Below are 16828 nucleotides of genomic sequence, written 5' to 3'. Positions count from 1 at the left end.
CGTCGCATGAACGCCCCCGCCACCCCGCAAGGTCAATCCGGCCCGCTTCCGGCGGGTGCCGCGACCGAGAATGCCGACGCCCTGACCACGCGCCAGCGTCACTTGCTCGATGCGCTCGCGCAGATCCTGCCGCCGCATTGCATTCTGCATCGACGCGAAGACACCACACCGTACGAGTGCGACGGTCTCGCCGCGTATCGTCGTGTGCCGCTCGCCGTTGTGCTGCCCGAGTCGGAATCGCAGGTGCAGCGTATTCTGCAGGCGTGTCATCAGCTCGGCATCCCGGTCGTGCCGCGCGGCGCGGGCACCAGCCTGTCCGGCGGGGCGATGCCCATCTCCGACGGCCTGGTGCTCTCGCTTGCCAAGTTCAAGAAGATCGTCGAAGTCGATCCCTACGCGCGCACTGCCACGGTGCAACCCGGCGTTCGCAATCTGGCGATCTCGGAAGCCGCTGCCCCTTACGGCCTGTATTACGCGCCGGATCCGTCGTCGCAGATCGCCTGCACCATCGGTGGCAACATCGCGGAGAATTCCGGCGGCGTGCACTGCCTGAAGTACGGATTGACCGTGCACAACGTGCTGCGCGTGCGTGCCATCACGATGTCCGGCGAGGCCATCGAATTCGGCTCGCTCGGCCCCGATGCGCCGGGACTCGATCTGCTGTCGGTCTTCATCGGGAGCGAAGGCATGTTCGGCGTGGTCACCGAAATCACCGTCAAGCTGGTGCCCAAGGCGCAGACGGCACAGATCATCATGGCGAGCTTCGACGACGTGGAGACCGGCGGCAACGCCGTGGCCGCGATCATCGCGGCGGGCATCATCCCGGCGGGCCTGGAAATGATGGACAAGCCGGCCACCCAGGCCGTCGAGTCGTTTGTGCACGCCGGTTACGACCTCGAAGCGGCTGCCATCCTGTTGTGCGAATCGGATGGCACACCGGAAGAAGTCGCCGAGGAAATCATGCGCATCTCCCACGTGCTGCGCACCTCGGGCGCGACACGGCTGCAGATTTCCCGCAGCGAAGAGGAGCGTCTGCGCTTCTGGTCGGGACGCAAGAACGCATTCCCCGCGGCCGGGCGCATATCGCCGGACTATTACTGCATGGACGGCACGATTCCGCGCCGTGCGATTGGGACCTTGCTCAAACGCATCGAAGGTCTGGAACAACAGTACGGATTGCGCTGTATTAACGTCTTTCACGCGGGAGACGGCAATATGCATCCGCTCATTCTTTTCAACGGCAACGACCTCGACGAGTGGCACCGTGCCGAGGCGTTCGGCAGCGACATTCTCGAAGCCTGTGTCGAACTCGGCGGCACGATCACAGGCGAGCACGGCGTGGGCATCGAGAAGATCAACTCGATGTGCGTGCAGTTCTCGCCCGACGAGCGCGACGCGTTCTTCGGGGTGAAGCGCGCCTTCGATCCGGTCGGGCTGCTCAATCCCGACAAGGGGATACCCACGCGCGCGCGTTGCGCCGAATACGGCAAGCTGCATGTGCGTGGCGGTCTGTTACCGCATCCCGACCTGCCGAGGTTCTGACATGCGAGCGCTGTCGGAATGGCTGCCACACGATTGGCGGCAGCGGCTCTACATCATCATCTTCGAGGCCGACACGCGCGAAGGGCGGCTCTTCGACATTGCGCTGCTCATCGCCATCGTGCTGTCGGTACTCACGGTCATCGTGTCGAGCGTGCCGGCCGTTCAAGCCACGGCCTCGCTGCCGATGGCGATCCTCGAGTGGTTCTTCACGCTGCTCTTCACGGCCGAGTACCTCGCGCGGCTGCTCAGTGCGCACCGGCCGCTACGTTACGCGCTGTCCTTTTACGGCGTCATCGACCTGCTCGCGATCCTGCCGACCTACCTGGCGATTCTCGTGCCCGAGCTGCACGGCCTGATCGACGTGCGCCTGCTGCGCCTGATGCGCGCGTTCCGGATTCTCAAGCTCACGGCGTATGTGAACGAAGCCGGCGTGCTCAGCATTGCGCTCTATAACGCGCGCCGCAAGATCCTCGTGTTTCTCGGGTTCATCTCGATCATCGTGGTGATCTTCGGCACGCTCATGCATATCATCGAGGGGCCGGAACATGGCTTCACGAGCATTCCCGTCGGCATCTATTGGGCCATCGTCACGCTCACGACCACCGGCTATGGCGACGTGGTGCCCGTCACCGGACTGGGCAAGGCGATCACCGGCTTCGTCATGTTGCTGGGCTACAGCGTGATTGCGATTCCCACCGGCATCATGGGTGCCGAAATTCATTCGGCCATGCGCAAGAAGGCGATCACCACGCGCACCTGCCATCAGTGCCACACCGAAGGGCACGACCCCGACGCCCGCTACTGCAAGGATTGCGGCAGCGAGCTGGGGCCTTATCAATCCGACCTGCCACCGCCGCCAGAACCCAGCTGATGACCGATACGAACGACACTCTCGAGCACTTCCGCGCCGTCATCGAGCACGCCACGGCGCACCGCGCTCCCCTCCAATTGCGGGGGGGCGGCACCAAGGCGTGGTACGGCCAGCAACGCGTGGGCGACGTGCTGGACACGCGCGACTACAGTGGCATCGTCGCCTATGACCCGGCGGAACTGGTCATCACCGCCCGCTGCGGCACGCCACTGGCCGACATTGAAGCAGCGCTCGCAGAACGCAATCAGTTGCTGCCGTTCGAGCCGCCCTATTTCGGCCACGGCGCGACCCTCGGCGGTGCGGTGGCCGCCGGGCTTGCCGGGCCGCGCCGCAGTGCCGTGGGGGCCGTGCGCGACTTCGTGCTCGGGGCCAAATTGATGGACGGACGGGGTCATGTGCTGAACTTCGGCGGGCAGGTCATGAAAAACGTCGCCGGTTACGACGTCTCGCGCATGCTCGCCGGTTCGCTCGGCACGCTGGGGCTCATTCTCGAGGTGTCGCTCAAGGTGCTGCCGCAACCGTTCGCCGAGCTGACGCTGCAATTCGAAATGAACGCCATCGACGCCGTGCGCAAGCTCAACGAATGGGGCGGGCAACCGCTGCCGATCACCGGCAGTGCGTGGCGCAACGACTTGCTGGTGATTCGTCTGGCGGGCGCGTCGGCGGGGATCAAGGCCGCGCGTGTAAAGATGGGCGGGGAGCTGGTCGACGCCATTCATGCGGCCAAGTTCTGGCACGCCATCCGCGAGCAGACCGACAACTTCTTCGCCGACGCGGGACCCGGGCAGGCGCTGTGGCGCCTGGCGGTGCCTTCGACGGCCGAGCCGCACCGGCTGCCGGGCAAGCAACTCATCGAGTGGGGCGGCGCACAGCGCTGGTGGATCACCGACGCCGACGCGCAAATCGTGCGCTCGGCGGCACGGCAGGACGGCGGGCACGCCACGCTCTTCCGCTACGGCGAACCTGGCGTGAGCGTCTTCACGCCGCTGCCCGCACCGGTCATGCGCATTCACCGCAATCTGAAGTCGGTGTTCGACCCCGCCGGTATCTTCAATCCGGGACGGATGTATCCGGAGTTCTGAGCGGGATGCCCCCGCGGGGGCGCCAGGTCCGGCAATCTCGCTCGGTGCGCTCAACGCTTCGTGTCGAGCAATCGCGCGATCTCGGACGCGAGCGTGCGCACCGCCGCGTCGACCTCACGCGTGAACGGCTGCCCGCCGTTGATGCGCAGAAAGTGGTCGTAGCGTGCCGAGTTGGAAAACAGGCTACCCGGCGCTACGCGAATCCCCTTGGCGAGTGCAGCGTCGAACAGTAACTCCGAGCTGACACCGCCCGGCATCTCGACCCACAGACTCAATCCGCCCGCGGGCAACGTCAGTCGCGTGCCCGCAGGGAAGTAGGTCGCGATCGCTTCGGCCATCGCCGCACGATGCTCGCGCAACTGGGCGCGCAAATGCCGCAGATGGCGGTCATAGCGCGGCGAGTCGATAAACTCGCCCATCGCGATCTGGGCGAGCGCTTCGTTGGGACGCGTCTGCGCGTACTTCAACATCTCCACGCGCCCCTGCCACTTGCCGCCCGCGATCCAGCCCAACCGCATGCCCGGCGCCAGCGTCTTGTGCAGCGATGCGCAATGAATCACATTGCCGGTCGTATCCCAGGAACGAACGGCGGCCGGCACGTTACCGTCGTCGCCCAGCGCCGAATAGGTGTCGTCTTCGATGATCGCAATCCCGCGCGACGCCGCCCACTTCACAAGCCGTGCCTTGTGCGAATCGGGCATCACCGACCCGAGCGGATTCTGGAAATGCGGCACGACGATGATCGCCTTGATGTTGTCGTAGGTCTCGCTTGCCAGTTCGAGCGCTTCGAGTGAGATGCCGGTCTGCGGACTCGTGGGAATTTCGAGTGCGCGCATGCCCATACTCTCCAGTGTCTGCAACAGCGCGTAATACGTGGGCGACTCGACGGCAACCACGTCGCCCGCGCCAGCCACCGCACGCAGCGCGAGATTGATCGCTTCGATACAGCCATGCGTGACGACGATCTCCTCGGGATTGACGTGCATGCGCGCTTCCAGGGCTCGCCGCGCAATCGCCGCGCGAAAACGGGCTTCGCCACCGCCGGGCGGCGGTGTGCCATAGAGCATCGGGTGATCGCGCAACGCCCGAATCGTGGCCTGGCGCAACGCGTTGACCGGATAGAGCGACGGCGAACCGTGGGCCACGGCGAGATTGATTTTGACGTCCGCCTGAAGCCCTCGCGCGAGGATCGACGACACACGCTGGTTGATGCCCACATATTGCAGCAGATCGGGCATCCACGGCCGCGGCTCGGCCACGGGTACGAGACTCGCCCGCGCACGTGCGCGCACGAAGTAGCCCGAGCGGGGACGCGCCTCGAGCAGGCCCTGCGCCTCCAGATGACGGCACATCTGCAGCGCCGTCGACAAGCTGACCTGATGCCGCTCCATCAACGTGCGAACACTCGGCATGCGGTCGCCCGGCGCGAGCGTACCCGCGTCGATGGCATGTCGATAGTGACCCGCGAGTCGGCGGTAGAGGGACACGCGCTCCCGCGGGACGGCCACGGGTGGGGGCCTCGGAACGTCCGAGGTCAGCGATGTGTCGTCCGCGGCAGCGAGAGGGGGAGGGAGAGTGGCGGCATCCATGCGCAGATGATCGTGCATCGCACGTGACCATAACAGATACAGATTCAGCGATTCTGGATCGTAACAGATTGCCGGGGGCCCTTCTGTTGCGGGCGAAACCGGGTAACTGTGTGCCTACCGGGGCGGCGCGGCGGTCGATAGGCTGTCCTTACCCGTTCAACGCCCCGGAGTCCCACATGGCCAAGCCCCCCTTCCCCCCGCCGTCTGCACTGCCTTCGCTGTCTCCCCTGCGCCCTGACGCCCGTCTTGCGCGAAGTCACGGCGATGCCACCTCACCAGGAGAACGCGTTGCCCTTTCTCGTGCGCCCTCCCATCCGGCCGGCATGGACGGCGCCACGTCCGGCACACGAGCGTTCCCTCTCGCGCTGGCGCGTGGGCAAGCGTTTCATGCGTATGCAAGCCGTGGCACGGTATTCCATGTCCAGCTAGGTCAGGTGGCGGTCAGCCTCGCGCCGCGCTGGCTGTCGGGGGGTGTCTGGCGGGAGGCCATCGCGCTGAGTGCCGGGCAGGTGTACGTGGTCGAGACGTCCGGCTGGCTGGCGCTGAGCAGCGACGTCGGCGCGCAGCTGGCACTGCGCGAGGAAGCGAACCCGACACGTCGACTTGCCGAGTCGCGGGGGGCCATCGTGCGTCAATGGCAGCGGATTCTCGAGCGCTTCGGGCGCTGAACCGATCCGCGCGATGGCCTGTCCGGGGCGACCCGGTCAGGCCACGGCGCCGCTCAAGCGGGGAGCCGTTTCTCGATATCGGCGCGAATGTCCTCGGGCTTCGCCGTCGGAGCATAGCGCGCCACGACCTGCCCCGTCGCATCCACGAGGAACTTCGTGAAATTCCATTTGATTGCCTTCGTGCCCAGCACGCCGGGCTTCTCCCGCGTGAGGTAGGCGTAGAGCGGCGCGGCGTCGGGCCCTTTGACGTCGACCTTGGCGAACATCGGGAAGGTGACGTGAAAACGCAGATCGCAGAAGCTGCGAATGGCTTGCGCGTCGCCCGGCTCCTGCTTGCCGAACTGATTGCACGGGAACGCGAGGACTTCGAACCCGCGCGGGCCAAGCTGTTCGTATAGCGCTTGCAGGCCGGCGTACTGCGGCGTGAACCCGCACTCGCTCGCCGTGTTGACGATGAGCAGCACCTTGCCGCGATACTGCGACAGACTGACGGTCTCGCCCGCGAGCGTCTGGACGGAAAAATCGTAAACTGTCTGCGAATTCGCGCTCATCTCTGGCTCCGAGTGAAGGTTGGCACCGCGCAGTCTGCCACAAGCCGCGCGCCGGCGCCGTGCCGCGTGCGTTGTGCCTTCCCGTCCGGAACCCCGGCGCGGGTAGCACCTCGTTTTTCCCGGGTAGCACCTCGCGTGCGGGCACGGCTATAATCGTTGATCCGCAACGCCGTTGCAACGCGCCCCCGCGCCACAGACACCCCCTCACTGACGCTCCGCCCTGCCTCATGTCGACCATCGCCGCGAATCTCGACGACGTGCTCTCCCGCATTGCCCGCGCCACCACCGCCGCCGGCCGGCCAGCGGACAGCGTGCGCTTGCTCGCCGTCTCGAAGACCTTTGGCGCCGATGCCGTGCGCGACGCGCTCGCGGCTGGCCAGCGGGCATTCGGCGAGAACTATGTGCAGGAGGCGCTCGACAAGATCGCCGCGTTGTCCGGCGAGACGGTCAATGGCGAACCGCTCGAATGGCATTTCATCGGCCCACTGCAAAGCAACAAGACGCGGCCGGTGGCCGAACACTTCGACTGGGTGCATTCGGTCGACCGCCTGAAGATCGCCGAGCGCCTGAGTGCGCAGCGACCGGCAGACCTCCCGCCCTTGCAGGTGTGCCTGCAGGTCAACATCAGCGGCGAAGCGAGCAAGAGCGGCGTAGCGCCTGCCGACGTGCCCGCCGTGGCACGCGCCATCGCGGCGCTGCCGAATTTGCGATTGCGCGGCCTGATGGCGATTCCCGAGCCCGAAGCCGATCCGGCCCGCCAACGCGCGCCGTTCAAGGCCGTGCGCGATGTGTTCGACGCCTTGCGCGCCGACGGTCTGCCGCTCGACACGCTGTCGATGGGCATGTCGGGCGATCTCGAGGCGGCGATTGCCGAGGGTGCGACAATGGTGCGTATCGGCACCGCGATTTTCGGCGCACGCGATTATGGCTCACGCGCCTGATCGCGGCGCGCCCTGGCGGTGAGCGCGCTTTGACGACTCGCCGTGGCAAAAGGTAACGACGGTAACGACTCACGCAACGCAAAGGATGGTTATGAGAATTGCATTCATCGGCGGCGGCAACATGGCCAATGCCCTGATCGGCGGACTCGTCAAGCGCGGCACGGCCCCGCGCGACATTCTCGCGATCGACGTCAACGAATCGACGCGCGACGGCCTCGTCAAGCAGTACGGTGTCGACACGGCCAGCGCGCCCAACGATCGCCTGCGCGATTACGACACGATCGTGCTGGCCGTCAAACCGCAAGTGCTCAAGGACGTCGCACAAGCGCTCCAGCCGCACCTGATCGGTCAATTGGTGATCAGCATCGCGGCGGGCATTCGGGCGTCAGATCTCGCGCGTTGGCTCGGCGGCCACAATCAGATCGTGCGTTGCATGCCGAACACCCCCGCCTTGATCGGCATGGGCATCACGGGTCTGGCAGCCTTGTCGGGGGTGGATTCGGACCAGCGCAAGCGCGCCGAGACCGTGCTCGGTGCGGCCGGCCAGATCGTCTGGGTGGAGAAGGAAAGCCAGCTCGACGCCGTGACGGCCATCTCGGGCAGCGGTCCGGCATACGTGTTCTATTTCATCGAAGCGCTGGAGCAAGCCGCGAACGAGCTGGGCTTTTCGCCCGAGCAGGCACGTCAGTTGGCCATCGCCACGTTTACCGGCGCGTCGCAACTGGCGGCGCAGTCGAGCGAACCCGCGAGCGTGCTGCGCGAGCGTGTGACGTCCAAGGGCGGCACGACGTTTGCTGCCCTCAGCTCGTTCGAGCGCGACGCCATCAAGGCGGCAATCGTGCGCGGCGTGCATGCGGCCAATACCCGCGCCAAGGAACTTGGCGACGAGTTGGGCGACGCCTGAGCGGAACGGCCGACGGATTCGCCGGTCTGCCGGAACGAAAAACGGACCGCATGCGGTCCGTTTTTCATTTCACCGGTCGTCGTTCGCGCCGACCTTCCCATCGACACGCCAACCTATGCCCGCGCGGCCAACAAGTAGTGGCCCGCGATGCCTGCGAACACGGCGGCACCGAGCCAGTTGTTGTGACGGAAGGCGGCAAAACAAGGCATGCGCTCGCGTGCGCGAATCAGGAAGTAGTGATAGATCGCGAAGCTCACCGCCACCGCCATGCCGAGCCAGAACGGCCAGCCGAAGCCGAGATACACGCCCACCCCCGCCTGGATGCCGAGCGCCCCCGCATAGCAGAGCATGATCGCCAATACGTCGAAGCGTCCGAACGTGATCGCCGAGGTCTTGATGCCGATCTTCAAGTCGTCGTCGCGATCGACCATTGCGTATTCGGTGTCGTAGGCGACCGACCAGAACACATTCGAGAGCAGCAGCACCCATGCGATGACCGGTACCTGATCCTGCACTGCGGCGAAGGCCATCGGAATGCCGAAACCGAAGGCCACGCCGAGATACGCCTGCGGAATCGCCAGAAAGCGCTTGGTGAACGGATAGGTGCCCGCCACGAACAGGGCCGGAATCGAGAGCCACTTGGTCAGCGCGTTGAGCGGCAGGATCAGCAAAAAGCTCGCCAGCGCGAGCGTGGCCGCCACGGCCACCGCTTCCCAGGCACGAATGCGTCCCGACGTGATCGGCCGCTCCTTCGTGCGTTTGACGTACCTGTCGAAGTCGCGGTCGGCGTAATCGTTGATGGCGCAACCCGCCGAGCGCATCAGGAAGGTGCCGAGCGTAAAGATCGCGAGCAGCCAGAGGTCGGGATGCCCATTCGACGCGATCCACAGCGCCGCAAGCGTTGGCCACAGCAGCAGCACGGTGCCGATCGGCTTATCGAGACGAACGAGGCGGAAATACAGCGGGAGACGTTGAGCGAGCAACATGAGCGTTACACAGAAAGACCGGTGGCGCCATTGTAGGCCACCGGCCTGAGGCGCGACAATCGACGCGCCCCGGGCGTCACCAGATCCAGAACATCAACAGCCAGAGCCAGTTGACCAGCGCCAGCGCCGCCACGACACCCGCCATCCCGGCCAGACGCCGCCCCAGCGAGCGCGCATGCCGCCCGGTCACGCGCCAGCCAAGCCACAGGCTCCACAACGTGGTCGCGGCGAGGATCGCAGCGCGCACATCGTTCGCCCAGTACACCGGCAGATGCTCGGCGCGCAGCAGGCTGATCGTCGTGGCCGACAGACCGATGAACACCCCGGCCCCGGCAATCGGAATCAACGACTGCACCAGGTGATTGAATCGCGAGGTCTGCCACGGCCCCATCGCCCGGTTCGCCAGCGCGAAGATCGTCGTGAACGCCAAGCCCAGCAACAGACCGTTGCCGAGGATGTACGTGACGACCATGCCGCCGTCGAGCCACGAGAAGACGTCGCTCTGCGCCGGGTAGTTGGTAAAGACGAACCACGGCGCGTTCGTCGCGAACGGCCACATGATGTCGCGGTCGATGAGCCATGTGGCGAGCATCGTCTTGGTCGCCACGAACCACGGATTCACCGTCCAGTGGAAGGCGCCGATGGCCACGCCAAGCAGGCCATACATGACGAGCACGCTGTCCCACACACTGTTGTTCTCCGTCGCGCCGAACTTCACGATCTCGTCGCTCGGCGAGCGGCCCGTGAGCGCGATGGCGTCGCGATGCCCGGCGCAGCGCCCGCACATATGGCATTGCGCGCCGCCCTTCATGTTGCGCAGCGGCACGAGCGGCGCGCAATTGACCGGGATGATCTTGTGGCCGTTGGTGTGATACGAGCGACGCCACGCTTCTTCGTTGACCTTGAAGTGGAACGGTGCCAGACGCGCGAGCAGCGAGAACACGCCGTTGACCGGGCACAGGTACTTGCACCACACCCGTTTGTCGCGGCCGTAGAAATAGCCGATCACCATCGCGCCGATGGTGGAACCGCCAAGTACCAGCAACACGGCCTTCGGATATTGGTAGACGCTGACCATCTGGCCGTAGAGCGTGGTGCCCGCAAAGGCCACGAACGGCCAGCCGCCCCAGCGCATCCAGCGTGGAATGGCGCGACCGCGTCCGTGACGGCTCGCGAATTCCGAGAGCGTGCCTTCCGGGCACAGCACCCCGCACCATACGCGGCCCATCAAGACCATGCTGATGAGCACGAACGGCCACCAGATGCCCCAGAAAGTGAACTGCGCGAAGACGGTGAGGTTATTGAGGATGTGCGCCGTCTCGTCGGGCAGCGGCAACATGACCGGCACCCCGATGAGGAACGCGTACACGAGCACGATGCCCCACTGCACGCCACGAATCAGCTTGCCATGGCGTTGCATCCAAAGCCCTGCGCGGGCCAGTCGGTTCGGGACAGGTATGGCGATGCTCATGCTCAACTCGTACGTCGGGGAAACAACCTTGTCAGGCTGGCGGATCTTGCGAATGCCGGGGCGCTTGTGACGCCGGCATCGGCCTGTCCGGACAGGCCGTTGTCGTGCACCGGCGAGATTTGCGCCCCCGATGCCTGCGGCCCGCTCAAGCGGGCTTGACCTGCTTGAGCGGCCCGTCTGCCCGCTTGAGCAACGCCCAGACGAACAGCCAATAGATGCCGTACACCAACAGATTCATGCCGGACGGATGCGCGCGATAGCCGGTCAACGTGGCGACGAGACTGCCGAACGGGCTGGTGTCATCGAGCAGTGCGGAGGTATCCCACAGTTGATCGACCAGCGTCGGCACCAGCTCGAGCGAGATCAGGCGATCGAGCCCGGACTCCAGCAGCCCGGCGGCGAGGAACAGCAGCATGATTTCGGTCACGCGAAAGAACAGGCGCCACGAGAAGATCTTTCCGCCCAGTTGCAGCAGCCAGAACGTGGCGAGTGCCAGGGCGAAACCGATCAGCACCGCGAGCCACATCGATGGCGGCACGCTGCCTTGCTGACCGAAGCCGATGCCGTACAGGAAGATGGTCGTCTCGCTGCCTTCGCGGGCAATGGCCAGCGCCACCAGCACGAGCACGCCCCACCAGGTGCCCTGATCCTGGTTCTTGCGCAGCGACGATTCCATGTCGCGTTTGAGCGTTCGCCCGTGGCGCTTCATCCAGAAGACCATCTGCACGATCAGCACGCAGGCGACCAGCACCATGGCCGTCTGGAAGTAGTCCTGCGCGTCGCCCGAGAGCACCTCGGTAAAACCAACGAGAGCGGCGCCCAGCGCCACGGCCGCCGCAATCCCGAGCGCCACACCGCCCCACAGATAAGGCAGGCCGCGCTTGGCACCGTGCTCCGGGTTGGCCAGCCAGGCATGGAGAATGCCGACAACCAGCAATGCCTCGACGCTTTCGCGCCAGACGATGAACATGACCTGACCCATCGTTTGATTCCTCTCGTGATGCGTGTCTTACCGACTATCCAGAACGACTTCCGCCCGCTTACTTGGCAACGATCACGCCTTGTGCCTGCTGGTGAAAATCGTCGAAAAACTTGTACTCGCCCGGCTGCAGCGGCGCGATCACCACGAACGACTGCGCACCCGGTGCCAACACCTTCTCCTTGCGAAGTTGCAGACTCTCGAACTCGACAGCGTTCGTGCCGGTGTTGTGCACTTCAATCTTGATGCGCTTGCCGGCCGGTACCTCGATGCGCGCCGGGTTGAGCTTGCCGTTGTTCATTTCCAGCCTGAAGGTTGGCAAGTCGTCCGCGCGCGCGAGCGACGGCCCCGCCAGCACGAACAAAGTCGCCACCACGGCTGTCATCGTGGCCAGCAGGCGCGCGATGCGCTGATTCATTCTTCCGCTCCAAACGAAAACAGCGCCGGCCCGCAGGCCAACGCCGAGTCAAATTCATGCGGGCGACTTAGTACCCGCCCTTCTTGCCAATTCCCGAGAAAGTGAAATCCACTTCCTTGGTCACCGGCTTGAACCACGGACCCACGCCGGTTTCCTTGTCGACGTGGCGGCCAAAGCACCACGGGCCCATGCCCCCGTGCGCCGCATGGGCGTCGGCGGCGGGCATGCCGCCCATCTTGCAGCCGAACGCCTGCAGCGTGCCCGGTGCGTTGACGACCATCGTCAGCTTGTACTTGCCGACACCGGCCAGCTTGACGTTATCGCCGTAGTGCGGACCATCGCTCGCGACCATCGGCATCATCAACCCTTCGATGGACGCGCCCTCGGGGGTCTTGCCGTCGCTCTTCATCTTTTGCAGCTTGTACGTGATTTCCAGCCCCGGAATCCAGTCGCCTTCGGCGTAACCGTTCGGGTTCTTGGCAATCGCATGAATATCCGCTTCGAGGTGGATGTCCGACTTGGCGGCGTCGCGCATCATGCCGGCCGGTTCCATCGAGATCGGCTGGAGATACACCGTGTTGATCTCCATGCCCGCCACATTCAGCGGCTTACCAATGGGAAATTCGGCGGCATTCGCCAGGGTGGCTGCACCGACGAACAGCGCCGCGGCCACGAGGGATTTCACGCGCATACACACTCCAGATTGACAAAGAAGTTAATGCAAACAATTCTCAGTAATTTTAGCACTAACGCATTCGTCAGACAAACCATGAAGTCAAGGCAACACGGGGATGAACGGGAAATCCGAGCACGGCGCGAGCGTCGGCGGGCGCGCGGCGCGATTCTTGGCCGACGTTTACGAAAAATTACTGGGCGATGCTCAGGGCAACACGCCCCCCCGGTCGATCTTGCGGGCGAGCACGACCGACGTTGTCGTCCGGGTGACGCCGTCGATCTCGCCGATGGTGTCGAGCAGCGCGTCGAGCTGGTCTGCCGACGCCGCGTGCAGCCATGCCACGTAATCGAACTCGCCGCTGACGGTGCACAGCAGGTGAATCTCGGGCATCTTGTTCAGGCGCCGCAACACGTCGCGCCCGGAGCGCGGTTGCACGCTGATGCCGACACAGGCCTGCAACCCGCCTCCGGCGGCGTCCTGCCCGAGTCGTACCGTATAGCCGGCGATCACGCCCGCCTGCTCTAGCCTCGCCAGGCGGGCCACCACGGTCGTGCGCGCCACGCCGAGACGGCGCGCCAGATTGGCCGTGCTCTCGCGCGCATTGACCCGCAGCAGGGCGAGCAGGTTACGGTCGAGTTCGTCGAGGGCGGTCGCAGACAGCGTCATCGAATTTCGCCTTGAATGTCACGGTTGGAATGGCAAAGCGCGATTATAGAACCAGGAACCGCGCCGCCGCGCTCGGCGCTTCCCGACTGCCCAACCGTCCGACGCCCCCCCCCCCGACGTCAAGAGATACGATGACACGCAGACAAAATCCGTCCTCATCAACCCGCCGTTGAGGCCGCCTCACGCGGCGTGCGGTTGCTTGCCCCACCGGCCAGAATCCCCTTCAACCCTTTCCCCGACAAGGCGAAAGCCAAGGGTATCCCCCCAATCCTCCGCTATTGACAACGCCGTATCGCGATGCGCAAAATCGCATCACTTATATGACGACGTACAAGAAAGACCCACCACAGTGATTGCGGGTGCCGTGACCGCAATGGACTGCCTGGCGCGTCGGCCCCGAACGTCACCGGAGACAGGCGCTTGCCATGCATTTCTCGTTGAATTTCGCCCCACTGCTCCCCTACTGGCCAGTATTCCTGGATGGCGCGTGGCTCACGCTGAAGATGACGGTGATTTCGGTTGTCCTCGGCACCGTCGTCGGCACGCTCGTGGCCTTTGCCAAGCGCAGCCGCCACCGCTGGCTCGCCCGCCTGTGCGGCATCTATATCGAAGCGGTGCGCAACACACCGTTCCTCGTCCAGATCTTTCTACTGTATTTCGGCCTGGCCAGCGTAGGCGTGCACATGCCGACGTTCGCCGCGTCGGTCATTGCGATGGTGATCAACATCGGCGCGTACGCGGCGGAGATCATTCGCGCGGGGCTCGAATCGGTGCCGCGCGGTCAGATCGAGGCCGCCGAGTGCCTGGGGCTGCCGAAATGGCGCATCGCGTGGCACGTCATGCTGCAACCGTCCATCGAAAAGGTCTATCCGGCGCTCACCACCCAGTTCATTTTGATGATGCAGGCCTCGGCCATGGCGTCGCAGATTTCCGCCGAGGAACTGACGGCCGTGGCGAATACCGTGCAGTCGGACACGTTCCGCTCGCTCGAAACCTATATCGTCGTGGCCGCCCTCTATCTGTGCCTCTCGCTGCTGGTCAAGCTCGTGGCGTGGGCCGCCGGCGAGTACTTCTTCAAGCGCCGCCGCATCGTGCGACGCGCCGCCGCGCAGACCGCTCAGGCCGCACGCCGTCGGGCGGCCGCGTCGCGCGCCGCCGGCCTGAACGCCCCGGGCAACGCCGGCACGCCGGGCGCTTCAAGCACATCCGGTACCAACGCCGCGCAACGGAGCGCCTCATGATGGGCAATTTTTCCTGGACCTATTTCAACTATCTGGTGCAGTCCATCGGCTGGACACTCGTGCTCTCGCTCATCGCATTCGTCCTCGGCAGCGCGGGCGGCTTTGTCGTGATGCTCGGACGCATCTCGCCGCGCCGATGGCTGCGCTTGCCTGCGCAAGTGTTCATCGAGGCGATTCAGGGCATTCCGCTGCTGATCCTGCTGTTCATCGTCTACTTCGGTCTGTCGGTGTATGGCTTCGAGTTACCCGCCATCGTGGCGGCCGCGCTGGCATTGATGGTGTACACCAGCGCCTATCTGGGCGACATCTGGCGCGGCTGCGTCGAAGCGATGCCGCGGGCGCAGTGGGAGGCCGCGGAGTGCCTGTCGCTCTCGCGCTGGCAGACGCTGCGTCTGGTCATCATTCCGCAGGCGGTGCGCCTGTCGCTGCCGCCGACCATCGGCTTCCTGGTGCAGATCATCAAGATGACGTCGCTCGCGTCGGTGATCGGCTTCGTGGAGCTGACGCGCGCCGGACAGATCATCAACAACTCGATTTTCCAACCCTTCCTCGTGTTCTCGTTGGTCGGGGTGTTTTATTTCGTGCTGTGCTACCCGCTCTCGCGCTGGAGCGCATCACTGGAGGACAAGCTCAATGTCGGCAATCGTTAAGGTCAACCAGATTCACAAGCGCTTTGGCGACAACCCGGTGCTCAAGGGCGTGTCATTCGAAGTTGAACGCGGCCAGATGGTGGCGGTCATCGGCGCCAGCGGCTCGGGCAAGAGTACGGCCCTGCGCTGCATCGATCGGCTGGAGACCATCGACGAAGGCTCCATCGAAGTGTGCGGCATTCGCGTGGAAGATCCGCACATCGACCTGCATCAATTGCGCCGCGAAGTCGGCATCGTCTTCCAGAGCTACAACCTGTTTCCGCACCTGAACGTGCGCGAGAACATCATGCTCGCGCTGCGGCACGTCAAGCGCATGGCGCGCAGCGAAGCGCAAGACGTGGCCAAGCGCGTGCTCGATCAGGTGGGACTGTCGGACAAGGCCGAGAGCTATCCCGAGCAACTCTCGGGCGGCCAGCAGCAGCGCGTGGCCATTGCGCGCTCGCTCGCCATGTCGCCGAAGGTCATGCTGTTCGACGAAGTGACGTCGGCGCTCGACCCGCAGCTTACGGGCGAGGTGCTGCGCGTCATGGAAGACCTCGCGGCGAACGGCATGACGATGGTGCTCGTCACGCACGAAATGGCATTCGCCAAGCGCGTCGCCGACCAGATCATCTACATGCATCAGGGCAAGGTGTGGGAAGTCGGTCCGGGCGAAATGCTCGACAACCCGCAAACGCCAGAACTGCGTGCGTTCCTCGCCAACGGCCTGTAGTCCGGCCACGCAAGACAATCCATTATTCCAAGGAGACACCCGCATGAAACTCAAGACGTTCCTCACCCAGGCTTGCGCCGCCGCTCTGCTCGGCGCCGTGGCGCATGCTGCCCTCGCCGACCAGCTCGACGACATCAAGAAGGCAGGCAAGATCCGCGTCGCCATCGCCATGGGCACGCCGCTGTACTCGTATGCCGACGCGAACCTGCAACCGGTGGGCTCGGACGTCGAAACGGCCAAGCTGCTGGCACAGGATCTGGGGGTGAAGCTCGACATTGTGTCCGTGACGAACGCCGCACGCATCCCCACGCTGCAGTCGAACCGCGCCGATATCGTGGTGGCCGATCTCGCGATCTCGCCGGAGCGTGAGAAGGTGATCGATTTTTCGATGCCGTACGCGGTCATCTCGATCATCGTCGGCGGCCCCAAGAGCATGGTCATCAAGGGCTATGACGACCTGAACGGCAAGCGCATCGGTCTCACGCGCGCGACCGTCAACGACACGCTCACCACACAGAACGCCAAGGGTGCGCAGATCGTGCGCTACGAAGACGACGCGACACTCATCACGTCGATGGTGACCGGTCAGGTCGACATCTTCTCGAGCACGCCGTCGAATCTCGGCGAGATGCAAAAGCGCGCCCCGGAGAAGAACCTCGAACTGAAGTTTGCGCAGACGGAATTCAATCTGGGCATCGCGCTCAACAAGAATCAGCCGGCGCTCAAGGATTGGATCAACCATTGGGTGAAGACCAATCTGAAGAACGGCAAGCTCAACGCGATCTACAAGAAGTACCACGGTCGCGATCTGCCGGAGAGCGTGATCAAGGGCGCGGCGTAAGACCGCTGCCGCCTGCGGCGAATGGCCGTCGATGCCCTGG

The 16828-nt window shown here is 64.5% G+C and carries 18 protein-coding genes; 10 read left to right on the top strand and 8 right to left on the bottom strand.

Annotated features, from left to right (window positions below):
- Positions 1-6: 6 nt before the first annotated feature.
- The 3 genes from PCE31106_RS04990 to glcE are packed head-to-tail and all read left to right on the top strand — an operon-like array spanning position 7 to position 3495.
- The gene (locus PCE31106_RS04990) at positions 7-1542 is read left to right on the top strand and encodes an FAD-linked oxidase C-terminal domain-containing protein (RefSeq protein ID WP_017235823.1); all 1536 of its coding nucleotides are present in this window, start codon (positions 7-9) and stop codon (positions 1540-1542) included.
- A gap of 1 nt (position 1543) precedes the next feature.
- Positions 1544-2413 (top strand): ion transporter, encoded by an 870-nt coding sequence (locus PCE31106_RS04985; RefSeq protein ID WP_150562588.1) that lies wholly within the window; start codon positions 1544-1546, stop codon positions 2411-2413.
- Positions 2413-3495, top strand: coding sequence for a glycolate oxidase subunit GlcE (glcE, locus tag PCE31106_RS04980; RefSeq protein ID WP_150550739.1), 1083 nt, complete (start codon positions 2413-2415; stop codon positions 3493-3495). Before PCE31106_RS04985 ends, glcE begins: the two co-directional genes overlap by 1 nt.
- A 50-nt stretch (positions 3496-3545) precedes the next feature.
- Here glcE and PCE31106_RS04975 read toward each other — a convergent pair whose 3' ends face one another.
- Positions 3546-5084: an aminotransferase-like domain-containing protein gene (locus PCE31106_RS04975; protein ID WP_437343790.1), complete on the bottom strand. Its 1539-nt coding sequence runs from the start codon at positions 5082-5084 to the stop codon at positions 3546-3548.
- A gap of 176 nt (positions 5085-5260) precedes the next feature.
- Between PCE31106_RS04975 and PCE31106_RS04970 the strand changes: the two genes are divergently transcribed.
- Positions 5261-5752 carry a hypothetical protein gene (locus PCE31106_RS04970; RefSeq protein ID WP_150562586.1) on the top strand — a complete coding sequence of 164 codons (492 nt, stop codon included), beginning with the start codon at positions 5261-5263 and terminating at the stop codon, positions 5750-5752.
- A gap of 53 nt (positions 5753-5805) precedes the next feature.
- Here PCE31106_RS04970 and PCE31106_RS04965 read toward each other — a convergent pair whose 3' ends face one another.
- Positions 5806-6303, bottom strand: coding sequence for a glutathione peroxidase (locus PCE31106_RS04965; RefSeq protein ID WP_150562585.1), 498 nt, complete (start codon positions 6301-6303; stop codon positions 5806-5808).
- A 227-nt stretch (positions 6304-6530) separates the two neighbouring features.
- Between PCE31106_RS04965 and PCE31106_RS04960 the strand changes: the two genes are divergently transcribed.
- Positions 6531-7244, top strand: a complete 714-nt coding sequence (locus PCE31106_RS04960) for a YggS family pyridoxal phosphate-dependent enzyme (RefSeq protein WP_150562584.1) — start codon at positions 6531-6533, stop codon at positions 7242-7244.
- A 91-nt stretch (positions 7245-7335) separates the two neighbouring features.
- The gene (gene proC / locus PCE31106_RS04955) at positions 7336-8148 is read left to right on the top strand and encodes a pyrroline-5-carboxylate reductase (RefSeq protein WP_017235831.1); all 813 of its coding nucleotides are present in this window, start codon (positions 7336-7338) and stop codon (positions 8146-8148) included.
- Positions 8149-8261: 113 nt separating this feature from the next.
- On the opposite strand, the gene ubiA is transcribed toward proC, so the two are convergent.
- The 6 genes from ubiA to PCE31106_RS04925 form a co-directional block, all read right to left on the bottom strand.
- Entirely contained in the window at positions 8262-9134 is an 873-nt protein-coding gene (gene ubiA, locus PCE31106_RS04950; protein WP_017235832.1) for a 4-hydroxybenzoate octaprenyltransferase, read from the bottom strand.
- 76 nt (positions 9135-9210) lie between these two features.
- Positions 9211-10554 (bottom strand): 4Fe-4S binding protein, encoded by a 1344-nt coding sequence (locus tag PCE31106_RS04945; RefSeq protein ID WP_150562730.1) that lies wholly within the window; start codon positions 10552-10554, stop codon positions 9211-9213.
- Between the two features lie 196 nt (positions 10555-10750).
- Positions 10751-11587: an FTR1 family iron permease gene (locus PCE31106_RS04940; protein WP_150562583.1), complete on the bottom strand. Its 837-nt coding sequence runs from the start codon at positions 11585-11587 to the stop codon at positions 10751-10753.
- 58 nt (positions 11588-11645) lie between these two features.
- Positions 11646-11969: a cupredoxin domain-containing protein gene (locus tag PCE31106_RS04935; RefSeq protein ID WP_051060359.1), complete on the bottom strand. Its 324-nt coding sequence runs from the start codon at positions 11967-11969 to the stop codon at positions 11646-11648.
- Positions 11970-12069: 100 nt separating this feature from the next.
- Positions 12070-12693 (bottom strand): iron transporter, encoded by a 624-nt coding sequence (locus PCE31106_RS04930; protein ID WP_017235836.1) that lies wholly within the window; start codon positions 12691-12693, stop codon positions 12070-12072.
- A gap of 189 nt (positions 12694-12882) precedes the next feature.
- A complete protein-coding gene (locus PCE31106_RS04925) occupies positions 12883-13344 on the bottom strand; it encodes an Lrp/AsnC family transcriptional regulator (protein ID WP_017235837.1) in 462 nt (153 codons plus the stop codon).
- Between the two features lie 425 nt (positions 13345-13769).
- Between PCE31106_RS04925 and PCE31106_RS04920 the strand changes: the two genes are divergently transcribed.
- From PCE31106_RS04920 to PCE31106_RS04905, 4 genes are read left to right on the top strand one after another with little or no spacing between them, the layout of a single operon-like run.
- Positions 13770-14585: an amino acid ABC transporter permease gene (locus tag PCE31106_RS04920; RefSeq protein WP_150562582.1), complete on the top strand. Its 816-nt coding sequence runs from the start codon at positions 13770-13772 to the stop codon at positions 14583-14585.
- Positions 14582-15235, top strand: coding sequence for an amino acid ABC transporter permease (locus tag PCE31106_RS04915; protein WP_017232991.1), 654 nt, complete (start codon positions 14582-14584; stop codon positions 15233-15235). The genes PCE31106_RS04920 and PCE31106_RS04915 overlap by 4 nt, the downstream gene beginning before the upstream one ends.
- The gene (locus tag PCE31106_RS04910; protein ID WP_150562581.1) at positions 15219-15947 is read left to right on the top strand and encodes an amino acid ABC transporter ATP-binding protein; all 729 of its coding nucleotides are present in this window, start codon (positions 15219-15221) and stop codon (positions 15945-15947) included. Before PCE31106_RS04915 ends, PCE31106_RS04910 begins: the two co-directional genes overlap by 17 nt.
- 43 nt (positions 15948-15990) lie before the next feature.
- The gene (locus PCE31106_RS04905; RefSeq protein WP_017232989.1) at positions 15991-16788 is read left to right on the top strand and encodes a transporter substrate-binding domain-containing protein; all 798 of its coding nucleotides are present in this window, start codon (positions 15991-15993) and stop codon (positions 16786-16788) included.
- The last annotated feature ends 40 nt before the right edge of the window (positions 16789-16828 follow it).

Source organism: Pandoraea cepalis, assembly GCF_902459665.1.
Lineage (GTDB): Bacteria > Pseudomonadota > Gammaproteobacteria > Burkholderiales > Burkholderiaceae > Pandoraea > Pandoraea cepalis.
The sequence above is the reverse complement of the archived record's forward strand: the minus strand, read 5'-3'. Positions and strand labels throughout refer to the sequence as shown.

Excerpts from the sequence above, each read along its gene's own strand:
- PCE31106_RS04990 (WP_017235823.1), top strand. The coding sequence starts at position 7 with ATGAACGCCCCCGCCACCCCGCAAGGTCAATCCGGCCCGCTTCCGGCG.
- PCE31106_RS04985 (WP_150562588.1), top strand. The coding sequence starts at position 1,544 with ATGCGAGCGCTGTCGGAATGGCTGCCACACGATTGGCGGCAGCGGCTC.
- glcE (WP_150550739.1), top strand. The coding sequence starts at position 2,413 with ATGACCGATACGAACGACACTCTCGAGCACTTCCGCGCCGTCATCGAG.
- PCE31106_RS04975 (WP_437343790.1), bottom strand. The coding sequence starts at position 5,084 with ATGGATGCCGCCACTCTCCCTCCCCCTCTCGCTGCCGCGGACGACACA.
- PCE31106_RS04970 (WP_150562586.1), top strand. The coding sequence starts at position 5,261 with ATGGCCAAGCCCCCCTTCCCCCCGCCGTCTGCACTGCCTTCGCTGTCT.
- PCE31106_RS04965 (WP_150562585.1), bottom strand. The coding sequence starts at position 6,303 with ATGAGCGCGAATTCGCAGACAGTTTACGATTTTTCCGTCCAGACGCTC.
- PCE31106_RS04960 (WP_150562584.1), top strand. The coding sequence starts at position 6,531 with ATGTCGACCATCGCCGCGAATCTCGACGACGTGCTCTCCCGCATTGCC.
- proC (WP_017235831.1), top strand. The coding sequence starts at position 7,336 with ATGAGAATTGCATTCATCGGCGGCGGCAACATGGCCAATGCCCTGATC.
- ubiA (WP_017235832.1), bottom strand. The coding sequence starts at position 9,134 with ATGTTGCTCGCTCAACGTCTCCCGCTGTATTTCCGCCTCGTTCGTCTC.
- PCE31106_RS04945 (WP_150562730.1), bottom strand. The coding sequence starts at position 10,554 with ATGCAACGCCATGGCAAGCTGATTCGTGGCGTGCAGTGGGGCATCGTG.
- PCE31106_RS04940 (WP_150562583.1), bottom strand. The coding sequence starts at position 11,587 with ATGGGTCAGGTCATGTTCATCGTCTGGCGCGAAAGCGTCGAGGCATTG.
- PCE31106_RS04935 (WP_051060359.1), bottom strand. The coding sequence starts at position 11,969 with ATGACAGCCGTGGTGGCGACTTTGTTCGTGCTGGCGGGGCCGTCGCTC.
- PCE31106_RS04930 (WP_017235836.1), bottom strand. The coding sequence starts at position 12,693 with ATGCGCGTGAAATCCCTCGTGGCCGCGGCGCTGTTCGTCGGTGCAGCC.
- PCE31106_RS04925 (WP_017235837.1), bottom strand. The coding sequence starts at position 13,344 with ATGACGCTGTCTGCGACCGCCCTCGACGAACTCGACCGTAACCTGCTC.
- PCE31106_RS04920 (WP_150562582.1), top strand. The coding sequence starts at position 13,770 with ATGCATTTCTCGTTGAATTTCGCCCCACTGCTCCCCTACTGGCCAGTA.
- PCE31106_RS04915 (WP_017232991.1), top strand. The coding sequence starts at position 14,582 with ATGATGGGCAATTTTTCCTGGACCTATTTCAACTATCTGGTGCAGTCC.
- PCE31106_RS04910 (WP_150562581.1), top strand. The coding sequence starts at position 15,219 with ATGTCGGCAATCGTTAAGGTCAACCAGATTCACAAGCGCTTTGGCGAC.
- PCE31106_RS04905 (WP_017232989.1), top strand. The coding sequence starts at position 15,991 with ATGAAACTCAAGACGTTCCTCACCCAGGCTTGCGCCGCCGCTCTGCTC.